Source organism: Hwanghaeella sp. 1Z406 (genome assembly GCF_048892425.1).
GTDB lineage: Bacteria > Pseudomonadota > Alphaproteobacteria > UBA8366 > Aestuariispiraceae > Pacificispira.
Genome location: NZ_JBLZHU010000006.1, coordinates 227,179 through 248,261 on the forward strand (window position 1 = coordinate 227,179; position 21,083 = coordinate 248,261).

At 54.9% G+C, this 21,083-nt stretch carries 19 protein-coding genes; 3 read left to right on the top strand and 16 right to left on the bottom strand.

Annotated elements, in window-relative coordinates; genetic code table 11:
- Positions 1-67: 67 nt before the first annotated feature.
- Positions 68-763, top strand: coding sequence for a transcriptional repressor LexA (gene lexA, locus ACOSDR_RS13665; protein WP_420724053.1), 696 nt, complete (start codon positions 68-70; stop codon positions 761-763).
- Here the strand turns inward: lexA and ACOSDR_RS13670 are convergent.
- On the bottom strand, positions 760-2,949 hold the full coding sequence (locus ACOSDR_RS13670; protein ID WP_420731616.1) for a ComEC/Rec2 family competence protein: 2,190 nt from the start codon (positions 2,947-2,949) through the stop codon (positions 760-762). The genes lexA and ACOSDR_RS13670 overlap by 4 nt on opposite strands.
- A 140-nt stretch (positions 2,950-3,089) precedes the next feature.
- Between ACOSDR_RS13670 and gltX the strand changes: the two genes are divergently transcribed.
- Together gltX and ACOSDR_RS13680 are read left to right on the top strand one after the other, a co-directional pair.
- Positions 3,090-4,493: a glutamate--tRNA ligase gene (gene gltX / locus ACOSDR_RS13675; RefSeq protein WP_420731617.1), complete on the top strand. Its 1,404-nt coding sequence runs from the start codon at positions 3,090-3,092 to the stop codon at positions 4,491-4,493.
- A 153-nt stretch (positions 4,494-4,646) separates the two neighbouring features.
- Positions 4,647-5,948 (top strand): citrate synthase, encoded by a 1,302-nt coding sequence (locus ACOSDR_RS13680; protein WP_420724056.1) that lies wholly within the window; start codon positions 4,647-4,649, stop codon positions 5,946-5,948.
- Between the two features lie 35 nt (positions 5,949-5,983).
- On the opposite strand, the gene lpxB is transcribed toward ACOSDR_RS13680, so the two are convergent.
- From lpxB to rpsB, 15 genes are all read right to left on the bottom strand, one after another.
- Positions 5,984-7,162 (bottom strand): lipid-A-disaccharide synthase, encoded by a 1,179-nt coding sequence (lpxB, locus tag ACOSDR_RS13685; protein WP_420731618.1) that lies wholly within the window; start codon positions 7,160-7,162, stop codon positions 5,984-5,986.
- Positions 7,159-8,010, bottom strand: coding sequence for an LpxI family protein (locus tag ACOSDR_RS13690; protein ID WP_420731619.1), 852 nt, complete (start codon positions 8,008-8,010; stop codon positions 7,159-7,161). The genes lpxB and ACOSDR_RS13690 overlap by 4 nt, the downstream gene beginning before the upstream one ends.
- Before the next feature lie 25 nt (positions 8,011-8,035).
- Positions 8,036-8,839 (bottom strand): acyl-ACP--UDP-N-acetylglucosamine O-acyltransferase, encoded by an 804-nt coding sequence (gene lpxA, locus ACOSDR_RS13695; protein ID WP_420724059.1) that lies wholly within the window; start codon positions 8,837-8,839, stop codon positions 8,036-8,038.
- 16 nt (positions 8,840-8,855) lie between these two features.
- On the bottom strand, positions 8,856-9,323 hold the full coding sequence (fabZ, locus tag ACOSDR_RS13700; protein WP_420724060.1) for a 3-hydroxyacyl-ACP dehydratase FabZ: 468 nt from the start codon (positions 9,321-9,323) through the stop codon (positions 8,856-8,858).
- A gap of 14 nt (positions 9,324-9,337) precedes the next feature.
- Positions 9,338-10,366 (bottom strand): UDP-3-O-(3-hydroxymyristoyl)glucosamine N-acyltransferase, encoded by a 1,029-nt coding sequence (gene lpxD / locus ACOSDR_RS13705; RefSeq protein WP_420724061.1) that lies wholly within the window; start codon positions 10,364-10,366, stop codon positions 9,338-9,340.
- A 14-nt stretch (positions 10,367-10,380) separates the two neighbouring features.
- On the bottom strand, positions 10,381-10,977 hold the full coding sequence (locus ACOSDR_RS13710) for an OmpH family outer membrane protein (RefSeq protein ID WP_420724062.1): 597 nt from the start codon (positions 10,975-10,977) through the stop codon (positions 10,381-10,383).
- A gap of 1 nt (position 10,978) precedes the next feature.
- Positions 10,979-13,450, bottom strand: a complete 2,472-nt coding sequence (bamA, locus tag ACOSDR_RS13715; protein ID WP_420731620.1) for an outer membrane protein assembly factor BamA — start codon at positions 13,448-13,450, stop codon at positions 10,979-10,981.
- Between the two features lie 175 nt (positions 13,451-13,625).
- Complete coding sequence (rseP, locus tag ACOSDR_RS13720; RefSeq protein WP_420724064.1) at positions 13,626-14,732, bottom strand: RIP metalloprotease RseP; 1,107 nt, start codon at positions 14,730-14,732, stop codon at positions 13,626-13,628.
- Between the two features lie 15 nt (positions 14,733-14,747).
- Positions 14,748-15,914, bottom strand: a complete 1,167-nt coding sequence (locus ACOSDR_RS13725; protein WP_420724065.1) for a 1-deoxy-D-xylulose-5-phosphate reductoisomerase — start codon at positions 15,912-15,914, stop codon at positions 14,748-14,750.
- Positions 15,911-16,774: a phosphatidate cytidylyltransferase gene (locus tag ACOSDR_RS13730; RefSeq protein ID WP_420724066.1), complete on the bottom strand. Its 864-nt coding sequence runs from the start codon at positions 16,772-16,774 to the stop codon at positions 15,911-15,913. The genes ACOSDR_RS13725 and ACOSDR_RS13730 overlap by 4 nt, the downstream gene beginning before the upstream one ends.
- The gene (locus ACOSDR_RS13735) at positions 16,771-17,502 is read right to left on the bottom strand and encodes an isoprenyl transferase (protein ID WP_420731621.1); all 732 of its coding nucleotides are present in this window, start codon (positions 17,500-17,502) and stop codon (positions 16,771-16,773) included. The genes ACOSDR_RS13730 and ACOSDR_RS13735 overlap by 4 nt, the downstream gene beginning before the upstream one ends.
- Positions 17,503-17,540: 38 nt before the next feature.
- On the bottom strand, positions 17,541-18,095 hold the full coding sequence (gene frr, locus ACOSDR_RS13740) for a ribosome recycling factor (RefSeq protein WP_420724068.1): 555 nt from the start codon (positions 18,093-18,095) through the stop codon (positions 17,541-17,543).
- A gap of 98 nt (positions 18,096-18,193) precedes the next feature.
- Entirely contained in the window at positions 18,194-18,928 is a 735-nt protein-coding gene (pyrH, locus tag ACOSDR_RS13745) for a UMP kinase (RefSeq protein ID WP_420724069.1), read from the bottom strand.
- Between the two features lie 143 nt (positions 18,929-19,071).
- A complete protein-coding gene (gene tsf, locus ACOSDR_RS13750) occupies positions 19,072-19,998 on the bottom strand; it encodes a translation elongation factor Ts (protein ID WP_420724070.1) in 927 nt (308 codons plus the stop codon).
- Positions 19,999-20,125: 127 nt separating this feature from the next.
- The gene (rpsB, locus tag ACOSDR_RS13755) at positions 20,126-20,983 is read right to left on the bottom strand and encodes a 30S ribosomal protein S2 (RefSeq protein WP_420724071.1); all 858 of its coding nucleotides are present in this window, start codon (positions 20,981-20,983) and stop codon (positions 20,126-20,128) included.
- Positions 20,984-21,083: the final 100 nt, after the last annotated feature.

The window sequence follows — 21,083 nt, forward strand, 5'->3', positions numbered from 1 at the left end:
ATTAGTCCATAGAACAGGTAATCACGGTCTGAGCGCCATTGCGCCCCATGAACAGGAGAAGAACAAGATGCTGACCCGGAAACAATATGAACTCCTGATGTTCATTCACGACAAACTTCAAGTTTCGGGGGTATCCCCTTCTTTCGAAGAAATGAAAGAGGCATTGGACCTGAAATCGAAGTCTGGGATTCACCGCCTGATCACAGGGCTGGAAGAGCGTGGATTCCTGCGACGCCTGCCCAACCGCGCCCGCGCCTTGGAAGTTGTGCGCTTGCCTGAGAATTCGACGCCGGAGCAGTTGCCGATCCGCAATCGCCGCGTCGAAATGCTGCGCCAGAAGGAAATTGGCAGCAAACGATCCATGATGCGCGGCGGCGGTAACACCGTTCAATTGTCCCTGTATGGCCGGATCGCTGCCGGAACACCGATTGAGGCGCTGCGCGATCATTCCATGCTGGTTGATGTGCCCGCCACCCTGTTGGGCCGCGGCGATCATTATGCCCTGGAGGTTGAAGGGGATTCGATGATCGATGCCGGAATCCTGGACGGGGATACTGTAATCATTGAGCGCACGGAACATGCCAGCAATGGCGATATTGTCGTCGCGCTGGTTGAAGGGATGGAAGTCACCCTGAAACGCCTGCGCCGCAAGGGGGAAAGCGTCGCCCTGGAACCCGCCAACCAGAATTACGAAACCAGGATTTATCGCCCCGATCAGGTAAATGTTCAGGGTCGGCTGGTCGGTTTGCTGCGGAAATACTAATCCACGGACCGTTGGCTGGTTAACCCGGATTTGGTCCAGGGTCTGTGTCCCCGCGCTGCCTCAACCGTTTCCACGCCAAGGGCTGGCTTGCTGTCATAGAATACATGCACGCCATCGCGATACAGATCGGCGGGAGTGATCGCGGCACGTTCCCGGCACAGGCTGGGATGCGGGACGATGGGCAGCCGGGTCACATCGGCCTGCAGGCAATCTTCGGCAACCGCCCTTGGGTCCTGGGTAAAGGCAAACACCCCTGCCCGACCGTCTGACAGGGTAATGTTCAGGCTGCATCCCAAAGGATCACAATGCAATGGGGTTTCCCGCAAGGCCATCAGATCCTGCCAATCCCCGCCCAGCGGAAGCGCCGTCTTTTCCTGCCAAACCGACAGGGTGAATTTATCGCGCCGTGTGGACTGGACCCATAGTTTGCCCTGCCAGATGATCGCAGCCTGATCCGTAGTTTCATGGAACAGCACCAAAGGCGTTGGCTGTGACAGGGGAGAGGCCAATCCGGCGATCACAAAAGGCGCCCCCAGATATCGCCACCGATGCCGCCAGATTGCCGCCCATAACCCGCCCAACGTGACACAAATCAGGCCCCAACCGGTCATGGGGGGCAAGTGTCCAGTGGCACCGGGTAACGTCGCGACCCAATGGGCGATGGTCAGCACCGCATCGATCCCCCATCCCGCCGCCGATAAGGGCCATGCTTCCAGGCCGAAGGGCATCACCAACAGGCTCAACAGCCCCATGGGCATCACCCAAAAGGTGACAATTGGCACAGCGACGAGATTGGCCAGGACCGAATAATGCGCAATCCTGCCGAAATGATGGATCGCAAAAGGGGCGGTCGCCGCCCCGGCGATCACCGTGGTCAGGCACACCGCTGCCATATAGAAGGCCGCCTTTCTGCTCCATCCGCGCGCCCCATCCTGTTTCCCACCCCCAAATCGATAGCTTTCATAAACAGCGACCAGGGCAATCACGGCGGCAAAAGATAACTGGAAGCTGGGGCCGATCAGGCCTTCCGGCGCGATCAACAACACCACCATGGCTGCAAAGGCGACCAAACGCATGGAAATCGCCTGTCGATCGGTCAACACTGCCACCAGAACAAGGCCGGTCATAAGAAAAGCCCGTTGGGTTGGAACCGTCGCGCCGGAAAGCAACAGATAGCCAAAAGATGCGATTAACGCCCCGAAAGCAGCCCATTTTTTGATTGGGCGATCGCGTGCCCAAGATTCCCGCAGGGCAAGAAGGAAACGCAAGGTCACAAAAACGATCAGGGCGATCATGCCGATATGCAGCCCGGAGATAGCCAGCAGATGGGCCAGTCCGGATTGGCGCAGGTCTTCCAGAATTGGTTCAGGCACGGCGGCGCGATCCCCGGTCAACAGGGCGGCCATGACCCCGCCCCGTATGCCAGGCAGGGCAGCCTGCAACGCGGCGGAAACATCCATTCTGGTTTGCTGTATCGCTATATGGGCTGTTTCCCATAGATCGGGTTCTGAAAGGCGCGGAACCTTTTCCCAATCCGACAGGCTGAACCCGACAGCGCCCAATCGATCAAACCAGGCCACACGGGCGAAATCATAAGCGCCTGGATAAGAAGGTCTGGGCGGGGGCGATAGTCGGGCCATAAGGCGGACCCGATCTCCAATTCCAGGATATGCCCCCGCCCGAAGCTTAATGCGCACGACTTCGGGGACTGGATCGCCCCGCCCGCGCCAGCCGAAGTCTAAATCCTTCAGACGAATGCGGGCACCGTCCGGGAATGTCTCGACGGCGGCAACTCGGCCACTCATGCCAGGATAGACCTGCGCGCGTTCCAGAACCGGGGCGGCCACCCAGTGCGTTTTCCATACGCTATAGGTCAGTCCGAATAGGGCAAACAGCAACAGAATCAGAATTCCAGAAAGGCGTGGCGCCCCCATCCAATGCGCCACACCTGTGATCAGGCCTGCCAGGACGCCGCAGAATACAAGGGGCAAAAGCGGTGGCTCTATGGGTAGGGAGAAGTATGCGGCTATACCAATGCCAAAGAAGACAGGGCACCACAAAGCCCACCGGTCCCGCTCGCCGGCCAGGGTTGCAGCAAGGGCATTCTGCCAAAAACGGGCAGAAAAGGTATTATCCCGCCGCATAAACGACGCTGCGTTCTGGCCTTTAAAATGACCGCTGTTCATGGTGTCCCCCCGCCAGAATGCCACCATAAAGCGACAGGTCATGACTGGCGAGATACTTTTCCAGGCTTTGCCCAACAGGTGGCTGCTGTGCTAAAGGACACACGCATTTGCTAAATCACGATCTCATTTTAGGAGTGACCATGACTGTTGTTACGCGCTTTGCCCCCTCTCCGACCGGATTTCTGCATATTGGCGGCGCGCGTACGGCCCTGTTCAACTATCTGTTTGCCCGTCATCATGGCGGCCAGTACAAGCTGCGCATCGAAGATACCGATCAGAAACGCTCCAGCCAGGAAGCGATAGACGCGATCAAGGACGGCCTGTCCTGGCTTGGCCTAGAAGGCGACGGCGACATTCTGATGCAATCCAGCCAGGCCGCGCGCCATGCCCAGGTTGCCCGTGATCTGTTGGCTAAAGGACATGCCTATTACTGTTATTGCACACCAGATCAACTGGTCGCGATGCGCGAGAGAATGAAGGACGAAGGCCGCAAGACACCCTATGACGGGACCTGGCGGGACCGGGACCCGGCGACTGCACCGGCAGGCGTTGATCCGGTAATCCGGATCAAAATGCCCCGTGATGGCGGCAGCACGACGATCCACGACCTGGTACAAGGCGATGTGACGATTGAAAATGATCAATTGGATGATTTCATCCTGTTGCGGGGCGATGGCACGCCGACCTATATGCTGTCTGTTGTCGTAGATGATCACGATATGGGTGTCACCCATGTGATCCGGGGGGATGACCATCTGGTCAATGCCTTCCGCCAGCACCATCTGTTCCTTGCGGCCGGTTGGGTTGTCCCAGCCTTTGCCCATATCCCCCTGATCCATGGTCCAGATGGGGCGAAACTGTCCAAGCGGCATGGCGCTTTGGGGGTGGAGCAGTATCGGGAAATGGGCTATCTGCCGGAAACCCTGAAAAATTATCTGCTGCGCCTGGGCTGGTCCCATGGGGATGAGGAAATCATCTCGGAAGAACAGGCAATCGCCTGGTTTGATATGGATGCGGTGGGTCGGTCGCCGTCTCGCATGGATTTTCAGCGTATGCAAAACCTGAATGCTCATTACCTGCGGCAATCCGATCCGGTGCGATTGGCCAGAATGATCGCCCCTGCCCTGAATGTTTCTGATGATGCGGATATGATTGAACGCCTGGCAGCGGGCATGCCCGGCCTGACACAGCGGGCCAGCACACTTCCTGAACTGGCCGATGCTGCGCGGTTTTATGTTCAACGCCCCCATTTCCCCTTGGAAAATCCGAAGGCGGCAAAACTGGTTTCGGGCGATGGCCCGGCAATCGCCAAGGATTTTGCCGATCAGGTCTTATCCACCCTGTCGCCCTGGACAACCGAGTCCTTACATGATGCGATGCAGGCCTATTGCGACGCGAAAGGCCTTGGCTTTGGCAAGGTCGCTCAACCGATCCGGGGGGCTGTAACGGGCAGCAATGCCTCTCCTGACCTGATGGAAGTGCTGTTTGTCCTGGGACGTGATGAGTGTTTGGCCAGGATTGCCGCAGTTCCAGCAGAGTCATAAATTTGTAGGCACTTTCGCCATATTGTGCGCTGCGTCATTACCTTGTACTGTTCCGCACCGAAGCGAAGATAATGCTCATATTCAGCCCTGCCCTACACTCATGGGGCACACGGTAACAGAGATTGGGCACATTGATAATTAGGAGGTTCCAGCATGAGCGATAAAAAACAGCATACAATGACCCTGACCGATAACGCGACGGGCAAGAGCTGGGAATTGCCTGTAATGAGCGGGTCTGTCGGTCCCAAAGTGATCGACATCCGGAAGCTTTATGGCCAGACCGGCTATTTCACCTATGATCCAGGTTTCACCTCTACCGCCTCTTGCGACAGCGCGATCACCTATATTGATGGTGACGAAGGTGTTCTACTGCACCGCGGCTATTCAATCGAAGATCTGGCGGAAAACTGTGAATTCATGGAAGTCTGCTATTTGCTGTTGCATGGGGAATTGCCCAATAAGAAGGAAAACGAGACGTTCAAGCACACCATCACCTATCACACGATGGTGCATGAACAACTGCTGTATTTCTATCGCGGCTTCCGGCGCGATGCCCACCCGATGGCCATTATGGTCGGTGTGGTTGGCGCATTAAGCGCGTTCTATCATGACTCCACGGATATTAATGATCCGGCACAGCGCATGATCGCCTCTCACCGGCTGATCGCGAAAATGCCGACTATTGCGGCGATGGCGTTTAAATATCCAATCGGCCAGCCGTTCATGTATCCCGATAACAGCTTGAGCTATACCGCAAATTTCATGCGCATGACTTTTGGTGTGCCGGCGGAAGACTATGTCCTGTCCCCGGCGGTTGAACGGGCGATGGACCGAATTTTCATTCTACACGCGGACCATGAGCAGAATGCGTCGACATCAACGGTACGCATTGCAGGCTCTTCCGGGGCCAACCCCTTTGCCTGTATCTCCGCTGGTATCTCGTCCTTGTGGGGGCCTGCCCATGGCGGCGCAAACGAAGCTGTTCTGAATATGCTGGAACAGATTGGCGATGTGAAGAACATCCCCAAATTCATTGAGCGTGCCAAGGACAAAGATGATCCTTTCCGCCTGATGGGCTTTGGTCACCGTGTCTATAAAAATTATGATCCACGCGCAGGCGTTCTGAAGAAGAGCTGTGATGAAGTGCTGGCCGAACTGGGCGTGAATGATCCCCTGCTGGAAATCGCTCAGGAATTGGAGCGTATCGCGCTGGAAGATGAGTATTTTGTCAGCCGCAAGCTGTTCCCGAATGTCGATTTCTATTCAGGCATCATTCTGAAGGCAATCGGCTTCCCGACCAGCATGTTTACGGTTCTGTTTGCCCTGGCCCGCACCACCGGCTGGGTCGCCCAATGGAATGAAATGATCGCAGATCCGCATCAGAAGATCGGGCGTCCGCGTCAGTTGTTCCTGGGGTCGGACCGTCGCGATTTTATCGAAATAGATAAGCGCTAATACGCAATTATCTGACATGAAGAGCGCGGCTCAACTTATTGTTGGGCCGCGTTTTTTATGGTCAGACTGGCAAGGATCATGCGGGCGGCTGCCACGCTTGGCGCATCCTCGCCTGATGGTTTCAACTGATCCAGATAGGGTGCCAGCAGTGACGCCTGTTGCGTGCCGGATGGCCCCAAAAGGGCATCAATATCCTGGGCCAATTGGCCTGCCAGACAGTCACTTTGAATGCGTTCCGGCACAATTTCGCGTTGGGCCAGAATGTTCAGCAAATGGGCATATTGTGTTTTGATCAAGCGCCGCACCAGAAAATGGGTCAGCCCATTGATCTTGTAGGCAATAACCGTTGGCACCCGCGCCAATGCCAATTCCAGGGCGACGGTACCAGACGCTGCCAGCGCCGCATTTGACGCGGCCATAGCATCATATTTCTGCGACTGATCTTCCAGAACAGTCACATCAACCGGCCAATCTGCTGCTTGTGCCTTAATTGCCTGTACCAGATGCGGCACAGCCGGGATAATCACGTGCAAACCTGGATGTTTTATCTGTGTTTCTGCGACAGCATCCTTAAACACGGGCAGCAGTCGCTCCATTTCGCCACGTCTGGACCCTGGCAGGACACACAGCACCGATGCATCAGAGGCAATGCTAAATCGCTTTCTAAACCCGGGGCCATTCCCTGTGTCGGCACCACTTTCCAGAATGGAATGGCCAACAAAGTCTGCTTTCAGGTCAACAGCCTCAAAATAGGGCGGTTCGAACGGCAACAGGCACAGCAAGCGGTCGAACAAGGCCTTGAACGCAAAGACCCGCTTTGGTCGCCAGGCCCAGACCGTGGGCGCTACATAATGGACTTTGGGCCATACTGTGGCCCCGCAGGCGCGCGCCAGGCGCTTGTTGAAACCAGGCGCATCAATCGTCACCATAACATCTGGATCAAAGCGGATGGCCGCCTGGGCCGCCTGGGCAATCCGGCGCTTCAGTTTCGGGATATGTGGCAGGATCTCGATCACCCCCATGATCGCCAAATCGGATAGGGGAAACAGGCTGTGCAGCCCTTCCTTTTCCATTTCCGGTCCGCCAATCCCCTGCAGTTCAATGCCCTGGGGCGATAGCTTTTTCAGGGCGGCAATCAACCGCCCCCCCAGAATGTCGCCGGAAACTTCGCCGGCGGATATGAAGACCTTCAAGGGGCGCGACGGCAGCGTCACTTTGTGTCGTCCCCATCCGTCACAGCCAATAGAAACAAACCAGCAGAATCCGCGGCCGCAATCGTCTCAGCCTTAGACACCAACAGGCTGCGGCCCGCCTGAATGACCACACCGGAAAACCCCGCCCTTGCGGCGGCGCTGATGGTATCTGGTCCAATGGTCGGCAAATCGGCGCGCTCTGTCTGTTGCCGCTTGCTCAATTTCACCAGAACGGGTCCATGGCCGCCTTCTTGCCCCGCGCGCTTCAAATGACCGCAGCGATTAATAAGAGCATCGGTCCCTTCCGCTGCTTCGACGCCCAGGATTACGCCATTCTGAACCACGACCGCCTGACCGATATCCAGTCCGGCCATGGCGTTCAAAACCGCGCATCCTTTATCGATATCAGGCTGTACGTCCAATGGCACCGCAAGCGCGCCCAATTGTCCAGATTCCGGCATGATATCATCCAGAATGGTATGGATGGGATGAACAAACAGCCCCTCTTTCTCTTCCAGATAGGTTATCACGGAGCGTAGAAGCCCGTCATCGCCCAATTTCATAAGGCTGCTGCCCACGATGGTCAGTGCCTTTTTATCCGGACGAAGCTCAAAGAGGGATGGACGATTGACCGCGCCAACAAAGACCAGATCACGAATGCCAAGACTGCGGACCAGATCGATGGATGCCTGGGCGGCCCCCATACGAATAACGTGACAGGCATATTGTTCCTGATACAAGGACGGATCAGCCTGATCCTTCAGGATCAGGACTGTGACATCCACCCCCATGCCGCTGGCGCGTTGAGCGACCTTTAGCGGCAGATCCCCGCGTCCCGCCACTATTCCCAGTTTTTCAAAGGGCATCATGGCGACGTCCAATCCTGTTATTTGCCTAGTCCGCCTGTCCAAGAGCGCGCGGCTGCGTCAGTCCACGGCTGGACTGCGCCTGAACGAAATCGACGATCTGTTTCACGGCCTCGTCTGTGCCGAAGATTTCAGCAACATCTGCGACGCGTTCCTTGATCGTGCCTTCATCTGCAAACAGCATGCGATAGGCAGAGCGCATTCTGTGAATGGTTTCCTTATCAAAGCCGCGTCGTTTCAGGCCGACCACATTCAATCCACACAGGCTGGCCCTGTCCCCCATCACGGAACCATAGGGGATGACGTCATTTTCAACGCCAGACATGCCACCGATCATGGCATGCGGGCCGATACGGACGAATTGATGGACCGCTGACAAGCCACCAATAATGGCGAAATCTCCAACCGTCACATGCCCTGCCAGGGTCGCATTATTGGCCAGAATGACATTATTTCCGACCATACAATCATGTGCCACATGCGCGCCCACCATGAACAGACAATCATCTCCGACCCGGGTCAGCAAACCGCCGCCCTCTGTGCCGGGATTCATGGTCACATATTCACGGATCTTATTCCGCTTCCCAATTTCCAGGAAGGACTCCTCGCCACGATACTTCAAATCCTGCGGCGCCATGCCGATGCTGGCGAAGGGGAATATTTCCGACCCCTCGCCTATTTTGGTGCGGCCATTGATAACGACGTGGGAATGCAAATGCACATCCGCGTCCAACACGACATTCGGGCCGATGCTGCAAAATGGCCCCACGCGGACGGTGTCGGCCAGGGTTGCCAGAGGATCAACAATGGCGCTGGGATGAATATTGGTCATTAAATGGGTCCTGACCCTAGGGTTTGTCCCGTATCATTGCGGAAAATGTGGCTTCTGCGACGACTTTGCCGTCGACACGGGCTTCCCCACGGAATTTCCAAACCTGGCCCCTGTTTTGTTTCTTGACGACATGAACTTCCATGCGGTCGCCGGGAACGACGGGGCGCCGGAACTTCGCCTCTTCGATGGACATGAAATAGACCAGCTTTCCTTCGGACTCTGGGCCCAGGCTGGTCACAACCATAACACCGGCGGTTTGTGCCATGCTTTCAATGATCAAAACGCCCGGCATTACAGGCTTCCCAGGGAAATGTCCTTGAAAATGCGGTTCTCCGATGGATACGCATTTGATGCCAACTGCGCTTTCATACGGAACAACATTATCAATCCGGTCGATCATCAGGAAGGGATAGCGATGCGGAATACGCTCCATCACCTTTAAAACATCAATATCGTCCAGGTAATCTGTTTTTATGTCATCCATGATTTGCTCATCTCTTATTTATTATTCTGCCCCTTACGCATCAACGCAGCTACAAAAGCATGTTGTTTAAGCCATTGGCGCATTGATGTAGCAGGATAGCCCCCCACCTTCTCCCCAGGCTCAACATTGCCGATCACGCCACTCTTTGCCGCCACTTGTGCCCCGTCGCCGATTGAAAGGTGCCCGGCAATGCCAGATTGCGCACCACAGGCCACAAAATCGCCCAGCTTTGTGCTGCCTGCGATACCGGATTGACCCGCCAAAACACAGCCGCGTCCTAAGACAACGTTGTGCCCGATTTGAACAAGGTTATCAATCTTGCAGCCATCGCCAATAACCGTATCCGGCCCCATGCCGCGATCGATGGCCGTATTTGCGCCGATTTCAACATAGTTTCCGACCTTAACACTGCCGGTCTGCGGGATATCCAGGTGGCCCCGACCACTCATCGCGAACCCAAATCCACGCGTTCCGATGCGCGCGCCAGGAAGAATTTGGCAGCCCTCCCCAATATCTGCATAGCCGATATAGACGTTAGGACCAATTCGGCTGCCAGCACCTATTGTAACGCCTGTATCGATAACCGAATTCGCGCCGATAACAACGCCCTTCCCCAGTACAACATGCGCCGCGATACTGGCCCCGGCCTCTAATCGAACGCTGGGATCAAGGGTCGCGGTTTCATCTATGTGGGCTGTTGGGTGCAAAAAGGGCTCAACGGGCGGAAGAGGATAATATAACTGGGATATTTTTGCGAAATCGTAATAAGGATCTTTTGAAATCAAGCCAATCGTCGCCGGCGGCAGGAATTCTGCATCCTGCTTGGTTATCAAAACAGCGCCCGCTTTGGTTTGACCCAGCGCCGATTTATAGCGCCGATTGAAAAAGAAACTTAAAGTATCCGGCCCGGCCCCATCCAGGGTCCCAACATCCGCAATGGAAACATCTGTTTGCGCGCCATCAACAACTGCGCAGCCAACAGTGTCGACCAATTCTTTTAGCAAAAACGGGCCGGCCTTCTGGAAGAATCGTTTGTCCGCCATAAAAACCGTCGATGCTATTGAGCGGGTGGTACGGTAAAATCGATTGTCTGAACGCGCTTATCCAACCGTTCAATCACAATATCAGTGATTTCAATATCATCCGTTGCCAGAACGATGGTTGGATCCCCGACGGACCGATCCAAAATCAGGTTGATACCATTGGATGTGGCGATTTCACCGACAATTTCACGATAGTAAGTTACAATTTGGCCTTTTGCTTCAGCCAAAGCTTTTTCCATCGCTTGCTTACGTTCCGCTGCTTTCTTGTTTGATTGCTGCAGACGTTCTTCGAATTCTTTGCGTTTGGCCGCAAAAGCATCTGCGGAAAGAATGGCCTGCTGTTGCTGCAAGGCTTTTCCATCCTCTTCCAGACTGGCCTGCATTTGACGCAATTCGGCCAGCGTCGCCTCATTTGCTTTCTTGAATTTGACGCGTAAATCCTGCCAAACCAAGGCACGTCGTTCAATTTCCGGGACATCCAGAACAGCGATCTTCGGAGCGACGACATCTTGTGCGTAGGAGATAGCAGGTGTGGAAACACTGTATCCAACGGCGATCAGCCCCATAAAAAGGGCCAATCCAGCCGCAGAAAGCGGCATAATACGGATCATTTTAGAACCTCGTTCCGAAGTTGAAGCGGAAAATTTCAGTATCATCGAAATCTTCCTTTAACACGGCCTGAGAGAAATCAACCCGGATCGGGCCGAATGGCGAGACCCATTTGATACCGGTCCCCACTGACGCGCGTATTGAACCGGTATCCTGAATGGTCGTGCCACCGGAATCAACCCCCGAAAGATAACCGGCATCCGTAAAGACGGCCCCGGAAACACCGAATTCATCTGGAAGCCCTAGCGGGAAAACCAGTTCAATCGACCCATTGGCCATACGTTCCCCACCAAGGGAATCGCCACTGATGGAATCGCGCGGTCCAGCGCCCCCATTTGCGAAACCGCGCAGATTGTCACCGCCCAACAGGAAGCGGTCGTTCAATCGGATATCGTCGCCCAATCCGATCAATGACCCGACTTCAGCGCGGGTCACCAGACGCATCTCATCGGTAATTGGCAGATAATGGGATCCTGACAGGGTAGACTTAAGATACCGCACAGACCCACCAAATCCGGCTAAATCGGTTCCCAGAGCAATAAGATAGCCATCGGTGGGGTCCAATCGGCTGTTCAGCTTATCATAGGTCAGTGTTTGCCCGAAAGTTGATACAAGATCGTCGCCGGCGGAGGCCTTCACGAAGCTACTGGCATTTGGATCAACGTTTTCAATGGTTTCCTGGGAAAGGCGATAGCGAACCTGTTGCCGCCAGTCTTCATTGAAATCATATCCAAGACGAACGCCCGCGCCGGTTTCCTGACTGTCATAAGACGCAATATCCTGACGGTCGATAACGGTATGGAACAGGTCCAGGCCAGCTGAGAGCTCACGGTCCAGGAAATATGGTTCAGTGAAGGAAAAATCGATCGTCGTGCGACGCTGTGACAGCGTTGTCCCCAACCGCAGATCTTGACCCCGCCCCAGCAGATTGCGTTCCCGCATCTGAATTTCACCCAAGGCGCCATCGGCTGTGGAGAACCCGGCCCCGATTGACAGTTCCCCTGTTGACTGTTCCTCGACATCAACCATTACGACGGTCTTGTCGGGGTCTGAACCAGGAACGTTCGTTACTTCAACATTAGAGAAGAAATTCAAATCCTCAATACGCTGACGGGAGCGGCGCAATTTGGTGGCGTTGAAGGCATCCCCTTCCACAAGCAGGAATTCGCGACGAACAACTTCGTCCAGGGTGCGCACGTTGCCGCGCACCTCAATACGCTCCACAAATACGCGTGGTGCTTCCTGAATTTCAAAGGTGATATCAATCGTCAGCGCATCTTTATCGCGGTTTACGATGGGCCGAACATCCACAAACGCATAGCCCAAATCGCCCACGGCGTTTGTAATGGCGACAATTGTGTCATCCACTGCATCGGCATTATACCAATCGCCGGTTTCCAACTCGATCACGGGCTTCAGAGTTTCCGGATCGATATCGGGAATCTTGGATGTCAGGTCAAACTTACCAAATTTGTAGCGCTCACCCTCATCCACTGTGAAGGTGATAAAAAAGTTTTCCTGGTCTTCCGAAAGCTCAGCAACGGCAGACGACACCCGAAAATCAGCAAACCCGCTGGCGAGATAATGGCGACGGAGCAATTCCCGATCAAATGTCAGCTTGTCTGGATCATAGGTGTCAGAGCTGGATAGGAAGCGGTACCAACGGGTCTCTTTGGTGACCAGCACTTCACGCAAGGCGCTGTCTGAGAAATACTTGTTCCCGACGAAACCGATGTTTTCAATGCCCGTCAATGCGCCTTCATTAATTTCAAAGACCAGATCGACCCTGTTCTGCTCCAACTGAATGACTTTGGGCTCAACCTTTGCGGCAAAACGACCGTGACGTCGATACAGATCAATAATGCGCTGAACATCGGTTTGAACCCGGGTGCGCGTATAAACGACGCGGGGACGCAATTGGGTTTCCGTCTGCAGCGTCTCATCATCCAGACGCTTGTTCCCCTCAAACGCGATTCGGTTGATGATCGGATTCTCTACCACCCGGATGGCCAGCGTATTGCCGCTCATCTGCATGCTGACATCGGCAAACAAGCCGGTTGCAAACAAGGTCTTCAACGCCTGGTTCACACCACGCGAATCAATCTGATCGCCTTCCCGCACACCAATATAGGAAAGAACGGTTTCACGCTCGATCCGTTGGGTGCCCTCAACTTCGATGCGCGTGATCGTCGGGGATCCGGGCTGAACAGTATTTGAGCCCGACCCGGAAACACCCGGTGCCGTCCCCTGCGGTTGCGGGGCAACGATTGGCGGTACGGTTTGTGCGGCGGCGAAATCAACGGAGACTGTCAGCGGCAGAAGACATGCAACAAAACCACAGGCGAGCCGAAACGCATGACCCAGCCCAGTGTAACGCCTTTGTGGACCACCCTCAGACTTTTGTGCCACCACAAAGCCTGCAAGGTCCGCTTGCGTAATCTCAAGGCCGAAACCGTTATTGGAATTGTTCCTCACCCACACGCCCTTTTTTTTCAAGCAACCGCACACAAAACGACACACTGGTGATTCAGCTTACACTGATCACAGCAGTGTTCATACCCTATCCTGAGTCCAGATTAAACCGGAAAATGCGATGTGAATCAAATTGCTTAGCCCGGATTCGTTATGTTCTCAAAACGCGATGGAACACCTATCCGGAGAAGCCCAGTAAAGTCGGGAGTTTCAGATCGTTTAATGTCACCAGGATCATCACGCCCAACAACAATGCCAATCCAGCCCGCAACATATATTCCTGCATACGCTCGTTCAGGGGTTTTCCGCGTACAGCTTCGATCACATAGAACATTAGGTGTCCCCCATCCAGCATGGGGATGGGCAGCAGGTTCAACAGCCCCAGATTGATGGACAGAACCGCCATGAAGACAACCAGATCCAGAGCGCCGCGCTGGGCCACCTGATTGGACATATCGACAATTTTTACTGGCCCGCCCATATCATCCAGGCTGCGGTTTCCAGTGATAATCTCCCCGATCGCAGAAAGCGTCAGGATGCTATAGTCCCAGGTTCGCTCAGCTGCCATTCCAACAGACTGAAAGGGTCCAAAGGTCACAACCTGGAACGGGGCATGGATACCAATCAAATAGGTTGACGACGCCTCGTTGAAATTTGGCTGCAAACGCTTGGTCAGGACCAGTCCGTCCCGGTCGACCTTAAGCAGAAGCTCCCGTCCCTCGCTGGATTGAACCGCATCAACCAGGCTCGCCCAATCGGGAATATCACGACCGTCAATGGACAGAATGCGATCGCCTTCCATCAACCCGGCCTGTTCTGCCGGGCTGTCGGCGACAATTGCGCCAATGCCATAGGTCGCAACATCTCTGGATTCACGAATGCCCGCGCCGCCGAACAACAGCGCCAGAACTGCGATTGCGAATATGAAATTGGCCATTGGACCGGCCAGGACAATCGCAAAACGTTGGGCTAAGGTTTTATGATCAAAGGAAACAGCGCGATCTTCCTGGGTCATCGCCATGCCGGTTTCGCCCTGGACGGACTCCATGCTGTGTTCGCCATACATGCGAACATATCCCCCCAGGGGAACGATGCTGAATTTCCATCGCGTTCCATGGCTGTCGGTCCAGCCGAACAATTCTTTGCCAAATCCGATTGAGAAAACCTCAATACGGACCCCGCACCAACGCGCGACCAGATAGTGCCCCATTTCATGAACAAAGACCAAAATACAAAAAACAATCACGGCATTGAAATAACCGATGCCACCAATGAAAGAGTCCATGTTGGGTCCTTACCTTTATTCCGCCGCCTGCGCGGTGAATTCCAATGCCCTCGCCCGGGCTTCTTCATCCAAGGCGAAAACAGCGTCCAAATTGTCTAATGCGCGCGCCGGAATTGCATCGATAACACGTTCGACCGTTTCCCAGATATCGCAGAAACGTCCCTGCCCTTTCAGGAAAGCTGCAACCGCAACCTCGTTCGCCGCATTCATGATACATGGGGCATGTGGCCCCGCGATCAAGGCATCCCGAGCCAATCGCAGAGAGGGAAAGCGCGCCGGATCAGGGGCTTCGAAATCCAATCGACAGGTTTCCAGAAAATTCAGTCTGGCAGATGGGCTTTCCATGCGATTGGGCCAGGCCAGGGTATTGGCAATTGGCGTTCGCATATCGGGGCTGCCCAGCTGAGCGAGAACCGATCCATCGGCATATTCAACCATGGAATGGATCACCGATTGCGGATGAACCACGATCTCAATTTTATCTTCCGGCATATCGAAAAGATAATGCGCTTCAATCAGTTCCAGTCCCTTGTTCATCATACTGGCGGAGTCGATGGAGATTTTCGCCCCCATCGCCCAATTGGGATGGGCAACGGCCTGATCTGGTGTTGCCGCCACCATTTCCAGGGCGCTCCAGGTTCGGAACGGGCCACCAGACGCGGTCAGGATCAATCGTGAAATCGCAGCCCTGTTATGCGATTCGAAGACCTGAAATATCGCATTATGCTCTGAATCCACCGGCAGCAGCGTCGCGCCATGGGTGGCAACTTCCTGCATCATTAAAGGACCAGCTGAAACCAGACATTCTTTATTGGCGAAGGCAACACAGGTGCCGGTCCGAACCGCCGCCAAAGTCGGCTTCAGACCCACCGCGCCGACAATTGCTGCCATGACATAATCCACTGGCTGTGAAGCCAGGTCGATGACCGCCGATTCCCCTGCAACGGCCATGCAATCACTGCCAGCCAATGCAGCCTTCAAATCAGCATACAGCGCCTCATCCGCAATGGCGGCGACCTTGGCCCCAAACGCTTTGGCATCCCGCGCCAGGGCGGCAACATTGCGATGCGCGCTTAATCCATAGACATCAAACCGATCGGGCGCGCGACGAATAAGGTCCAGGGTGCTTTGCCCGACAGAGCCGGTTGCGCCCAGAATGGTCACGCGGCGTTTTCCCGTCATGGAATCATGCCCCCAAACTCCTGATACAGCAGCCACGGCCCCAGCCCCAATAGGGATGCCCCCAGAAACCCGTCAAATCGATCCAGTAAGCCGCCATGACCGGGGATCAAGTTTCCGGAATCCTTTCGTCCCGCTCGGCGCTTCAACCAGGATTCCACCAGATCCCCAATTTGGGAGCACACGGATAATCCGGCCAACATCAGCACCATTTCAAGTTCAGAATGCGGTACCAGGTCCCCATGGAACAGATAAATCGTCACCAAGCCCAAAATGATGGCGGAAACCACGCCCCCAATTGCGCCAGACCATGTTTTGTTTGGACTGACCCTGGGGGCCAGCTTCGGCCCGCCAACAAGGCGTCCTGTAAAATAAGCCCCGATATCAGTACCGATCACCGCGGGCACCAACAGGATAAGCGGCGGAATCGTGTAAAAATCTGCCCGCAACTCAGACAAAACCATTGTCAAACAGGCCAGACAAACTGACGCGGCGGCAACCATTCCCATGGGAAAGGCGCGCTTGCGCGTTGATGCCGCCCAGGCGACCAGCAGGGTCCCCGCCATCAATAATAAGGCAACCCAGACCGGAAATCCCTGATTCGGTAAGGCTGGGATCATCGCCAACAGACCAAGCGCGCATAACCCCATCGCAAGCAAACGCGGGCCAGTCCGCTGAACCCCGGTCAGATCCAGGGCCTCCCAGATCATGCCTGCGGCCATGGCTGCAACAAAGATAACAAAAAACGTGCCGCCCATATACAGCTCTATCGCGGCAATCAGGATCAGCACAAAGCCGGAAATGGCCCGAACCTTCAGATCAGACGCAAGCTTGGGAGAAAGTGTCGGGGCCGGGTCGGTCATGCGTAATGCGCGGTCGTGCCATAGCGTCGATCACGGCGGCGAAAATCATCTACCGCCTGCTGAAACGCTAATTTGTCAAAGTCAGGCCAGAATACATCGGTAAAGAACAGTTCTGCATAGGCACATTGCCACAGCAGAAAATTACTGATGCGTTTTTCACCGCTGGTGCGAATGATCAGATCCGGATCGGGCAATCCCACCGACCAGAGGTAATTTTCAAACAGGGCCTCATTAACGGCGTCAGGCTCCAGCAATCCTAATTTCACAGATTGCGCAATCCGCCGGGCCGCATCGGTGATTTCCGCCCGACCGCCATAGGACAGCGCAAGCGTTAGGGTCTGGCGTGAGTTATGCTCTGTGGTGCGTTCCGCCTCTTCCACCAATTTCTGAATATCGGGGGCCAGACGTTTACGCTCCCCAATCACCCGAAAGCGGATATTCTTGCCGTGCAATTCCGCAATTTCAGACTTCAGATAGCGACGCAATAGGCCCATCAGATCACTGATTTCGGTTTCCGGCCGGCGCCAGTTTTCGGACGAGAAACTAAACAGGGTCAGATACTCGATCCCCATATCGCCCGCAGCCTCGACCGCTGCCCGCACAGCCTCTGCCCCTTTACGGTGCCCGGCCAGCCTAGGAAGGCCCCGCTGTTTAGCCCATCGACCGTTGCCATCCATAATGATTGCAACATGTTTTGGCGTGGGTTTGGTGTCGTGATCTGCATCCATGCTAAAGACCATTTTTGGGAAGGAGTAAGCTTGATCCGTTAGACCTGCATGATGTCCTTTTCTTTTTCAGCCAGGGCTGCATCGACCTTGGCGACGAACTCATCGGTCAATTTCTGAATATCATCCTGGCCTTTATGCAGCTCATCCTGACCGATATCACCGTCTTTTTCTTCCCGCTTCAGGGTATCGATCCCGTCGCGGCGAATATTGCGGATCGCAATGCGTGCCTGTTCCGCATATTTGCCGGCAACCTTTGTCAATTCGGCGCGGCGTTCCTGGTTTAATTCCGGCAAGGGAATACGCATCACCGTGCCTTCAGTCATGGGATTAAGGCCCAGATCTGATTCACGAATCGCCTTTTCAACCGCCTTTACCATGCTGTTATCCCAAACCGTGACCATCAACATGCGGGGTTCAGGAGCGGAAATGCTGGCCACCTGATTAAGCGGCATTGAGGCACCATAGGCGTCAACATGGATGGGGGTCAGCAGGTCCGTAGAGGCGCGCCCAGTCCGCAAACCCTGAAATTCCGTCGCCAATGCATCAAGTGCCCCATCCATACGACGGCGCAGATCTTTAATTTTTGCAGACATATCGTTCTTTCCCACTAATCTGGATCCCCTTGGGATCTCTTTGATTGCTTAAACCGTGATCCTTTTAACTGGTTTGCCCGGTTGGGTCCAACCGATCATCACACAGCGTCCGTAACAATGGTGAAGCGCCCTTGGCCGCACACAACCTTTGCAAACGCACCTGGATCATAAAGCGAGAAAACCAGGATCGGAATATTGCGCTCGCGTGACAAAGTTATGGCGGAGGCATCCATGACCTGTAAATCATCGGTCAAAACCTGATGATAGCTTAATCGATCATATCGTGTCGCGGTGCTGTCCTTCATCGGATCCGCTGTATAAACCCCATCCACCTTCGTTGCCTTCAACATCGCATCGCAGTCCATTTCGGATGCGCGCAGGGCAGCGGCTGTATCTGTGGTGAAGAAAGGATTTCCTGTGCCCGCAGCGAATATGACAATGCGGCCCTTTTCCATGTGGCGCGTGGCGCGGCGGCGGATATAGGGCTCGCACACCGTTGCCATGGGAATAGCGGATTGAACGCGTGTCGGAACGCCCTTGGCCTCAAGGGCCGCCTGCATTGCCAAGGCATTCATGACCGTAGCCAGCATTCCCATGTAATCGGCCGTGGTGCGTTCCATTCCCTTAGCCGCGCCCGAAACTCCGCGAAAGATGTTGCCCCCGCCGATGACCAGACAGATTTCACAGCCCATTGAGCGCACGCTGATAATCTCGTCTGCGATTCGCCCCACTATTTCCGGATCTAATCCAAATTCCCTATCCCCCATCAGGGCCTCGCCGGAGATTTTCAACAAAACACGTTTGTAGACAAGGGTCCCGGTTTCGGTGGGCATACACATTCTCCACGGATCAGATCTTTGGGGCGGGATTATTCCAGCGGGCGCATTGTGGCCTGAGCCCCCGATTCAGGCAAAACAAAAGCAACAAAAAAGGGCCGCCCCAATCTGGAAGCGGCCCCCTTTTAAAGCAGTCAGGATCAGCCTTTGACGGCAGCTGCGACTTCTGCTGCGAAGTCTTCTTCCTTCTTTTCGATGCCTTCACCCAGGACATAGCGCGTAAAAGCGCTCAGTTTAACAGGGGCACCGACATCTGCTGCGGCGTTTTCCACCACTTTGCGAACCTTGGTTTCACCGTCGATCACGAATACCTGCTCCAGCAGCACTACTTCTTCATAGTATTTGCGGATACGGCCTTCGACCATTTTCTCAATGATGTTTTCAGGCTTACCTGATTCGCGAGCCTGTTCGACCAGCACGGCGCGTTCCCGCTCCAGATTGCTGGAATCGACATCTTCAATATTCAGGGCTTCAGGCTTGGCGGCTGCGATATGCATCGCAATCTGCTTACCCAAGGCTTCCAGCTTCGCCTTGTCGCCGGTTGATTCCAGGGCGACCAGAACACCGATCTTACCCAGGCCCGGTGCAACCGCGCTGTGAATATAACCCGCGACCACGCCATCATTGACCGACAGCGCCGTGCAGCGACGGAAGCTCATATTCTCGCCAATGGTTGCGATGTTATGGGTCAGCTGTTCCTGAACCGTGCGACCCGTTTCGGGATAGGCTGCGGTCAGGACCTTCTCTGCATTGCCATTTTCCGTCAATGCGATCATGGCGACGTCGCTTACAAATGTCTGGAAGCCTTCGTTACGGGCAACAAAGTCAGTTTCCGCATTGATTTCCAACAGCGCGCCCTTGGTCCCGTCGGTAACGACCGAAACCAGGCCATCGGCGGCAACGCGTCCGGCTTTCTTGGCAGCAGCGGCAAGGCCCTTGGTGCGCAGCCAATCCACTGCGGCATCCATATTGCCATCGGTTTCTGCCAATGCTTTCTTACAATCCATCATGCCTGCGCCGGTCGTATCGCGCAGTTCCTTCACCATGCCTGCCGTAATCTGGCCCATGGAAATGCTCCTCTCGTCTCTCGGTTCAAATTGTTAGGCTACGGGAACAACGGTTCGCCGCGCGTCCCGTCGCTGTGCCACAGAATTGTGACAAAGTGACGGTCGCGACAAATATTCCCGACGATCCTCAGACTTTTGCGTCGTCTTGTGCCGGTGCGTCTTCTGCTGCGGCTTCTTCAACAGCAGGGGCTGCCGTTTCTTCTGCAACAGGGGCCTCAGCCGATTCTGCTTCCAGGGCAGGTTCAACAGCAGGTTCAGCCGCCGCACCCAGATCAACACCCGAAGCCGTCATCGATTCCTGCAATCCACCCAGAACCGCACCCGCGACCAGATCGCAGTACAGGTTAATGGCGCGCATGGCATCATCGTTGCCCGGTACCGGGAAGGTCACGCCATCTGGATCAGAATTGGAATCGAGGATCGCAATAACCGGAATATTCAGGTTGTTGGCTTCCTTGATCGCAATTGATTCCTTGTTGGTATCGACGATGAAGATAACGTCCGGGACGTTGCTCATGTCCTTGATACCGCCCAGGGCGCGATCCAGCTTTTCCTTTTCGCGTTCCAGACCCAGGCGCTCGCGCTTGGTCAGGCCTTGCAGGTTTGCTTCGTCTTCGAACTGGGATTCCAGAGTCTTCAGACGCTTGATTGAATTTGCGATTGTCTTCCAGTTGGTCAGCATGCCGCCCAACCAACGGTGATTGACATAGTACTGACCGCATTTCAGGGCGTTTTCAGCCACGATGGACTGTGCCTGACGCTTGGTGCCGACGAACAGCACGCGACCGCCAGCAGCAGCAACACGGCCGACTTCTTCCAGCGCGCGGGTCAGCATTGGAACAGACTGTTCCAGGTCAATGATATGAATGCCATTGCGTTCGCCAAAGATGAACGGTTTCATCTTCGGGTTCCAGCGACGGGTGGTGTGTCCGAAATGGACGCCAGCTTCAAGCAACTGACGCATGGTAAAAGTTGGCACGGCCATAAAATGGCTCCTTTGCTTCTCCGGTTGATCCTCCACGAAGCCTTGGTTAGCCAGGATTTTATCCCCTGGCACCGGACGGAACGGACCCTATGACGGCCAC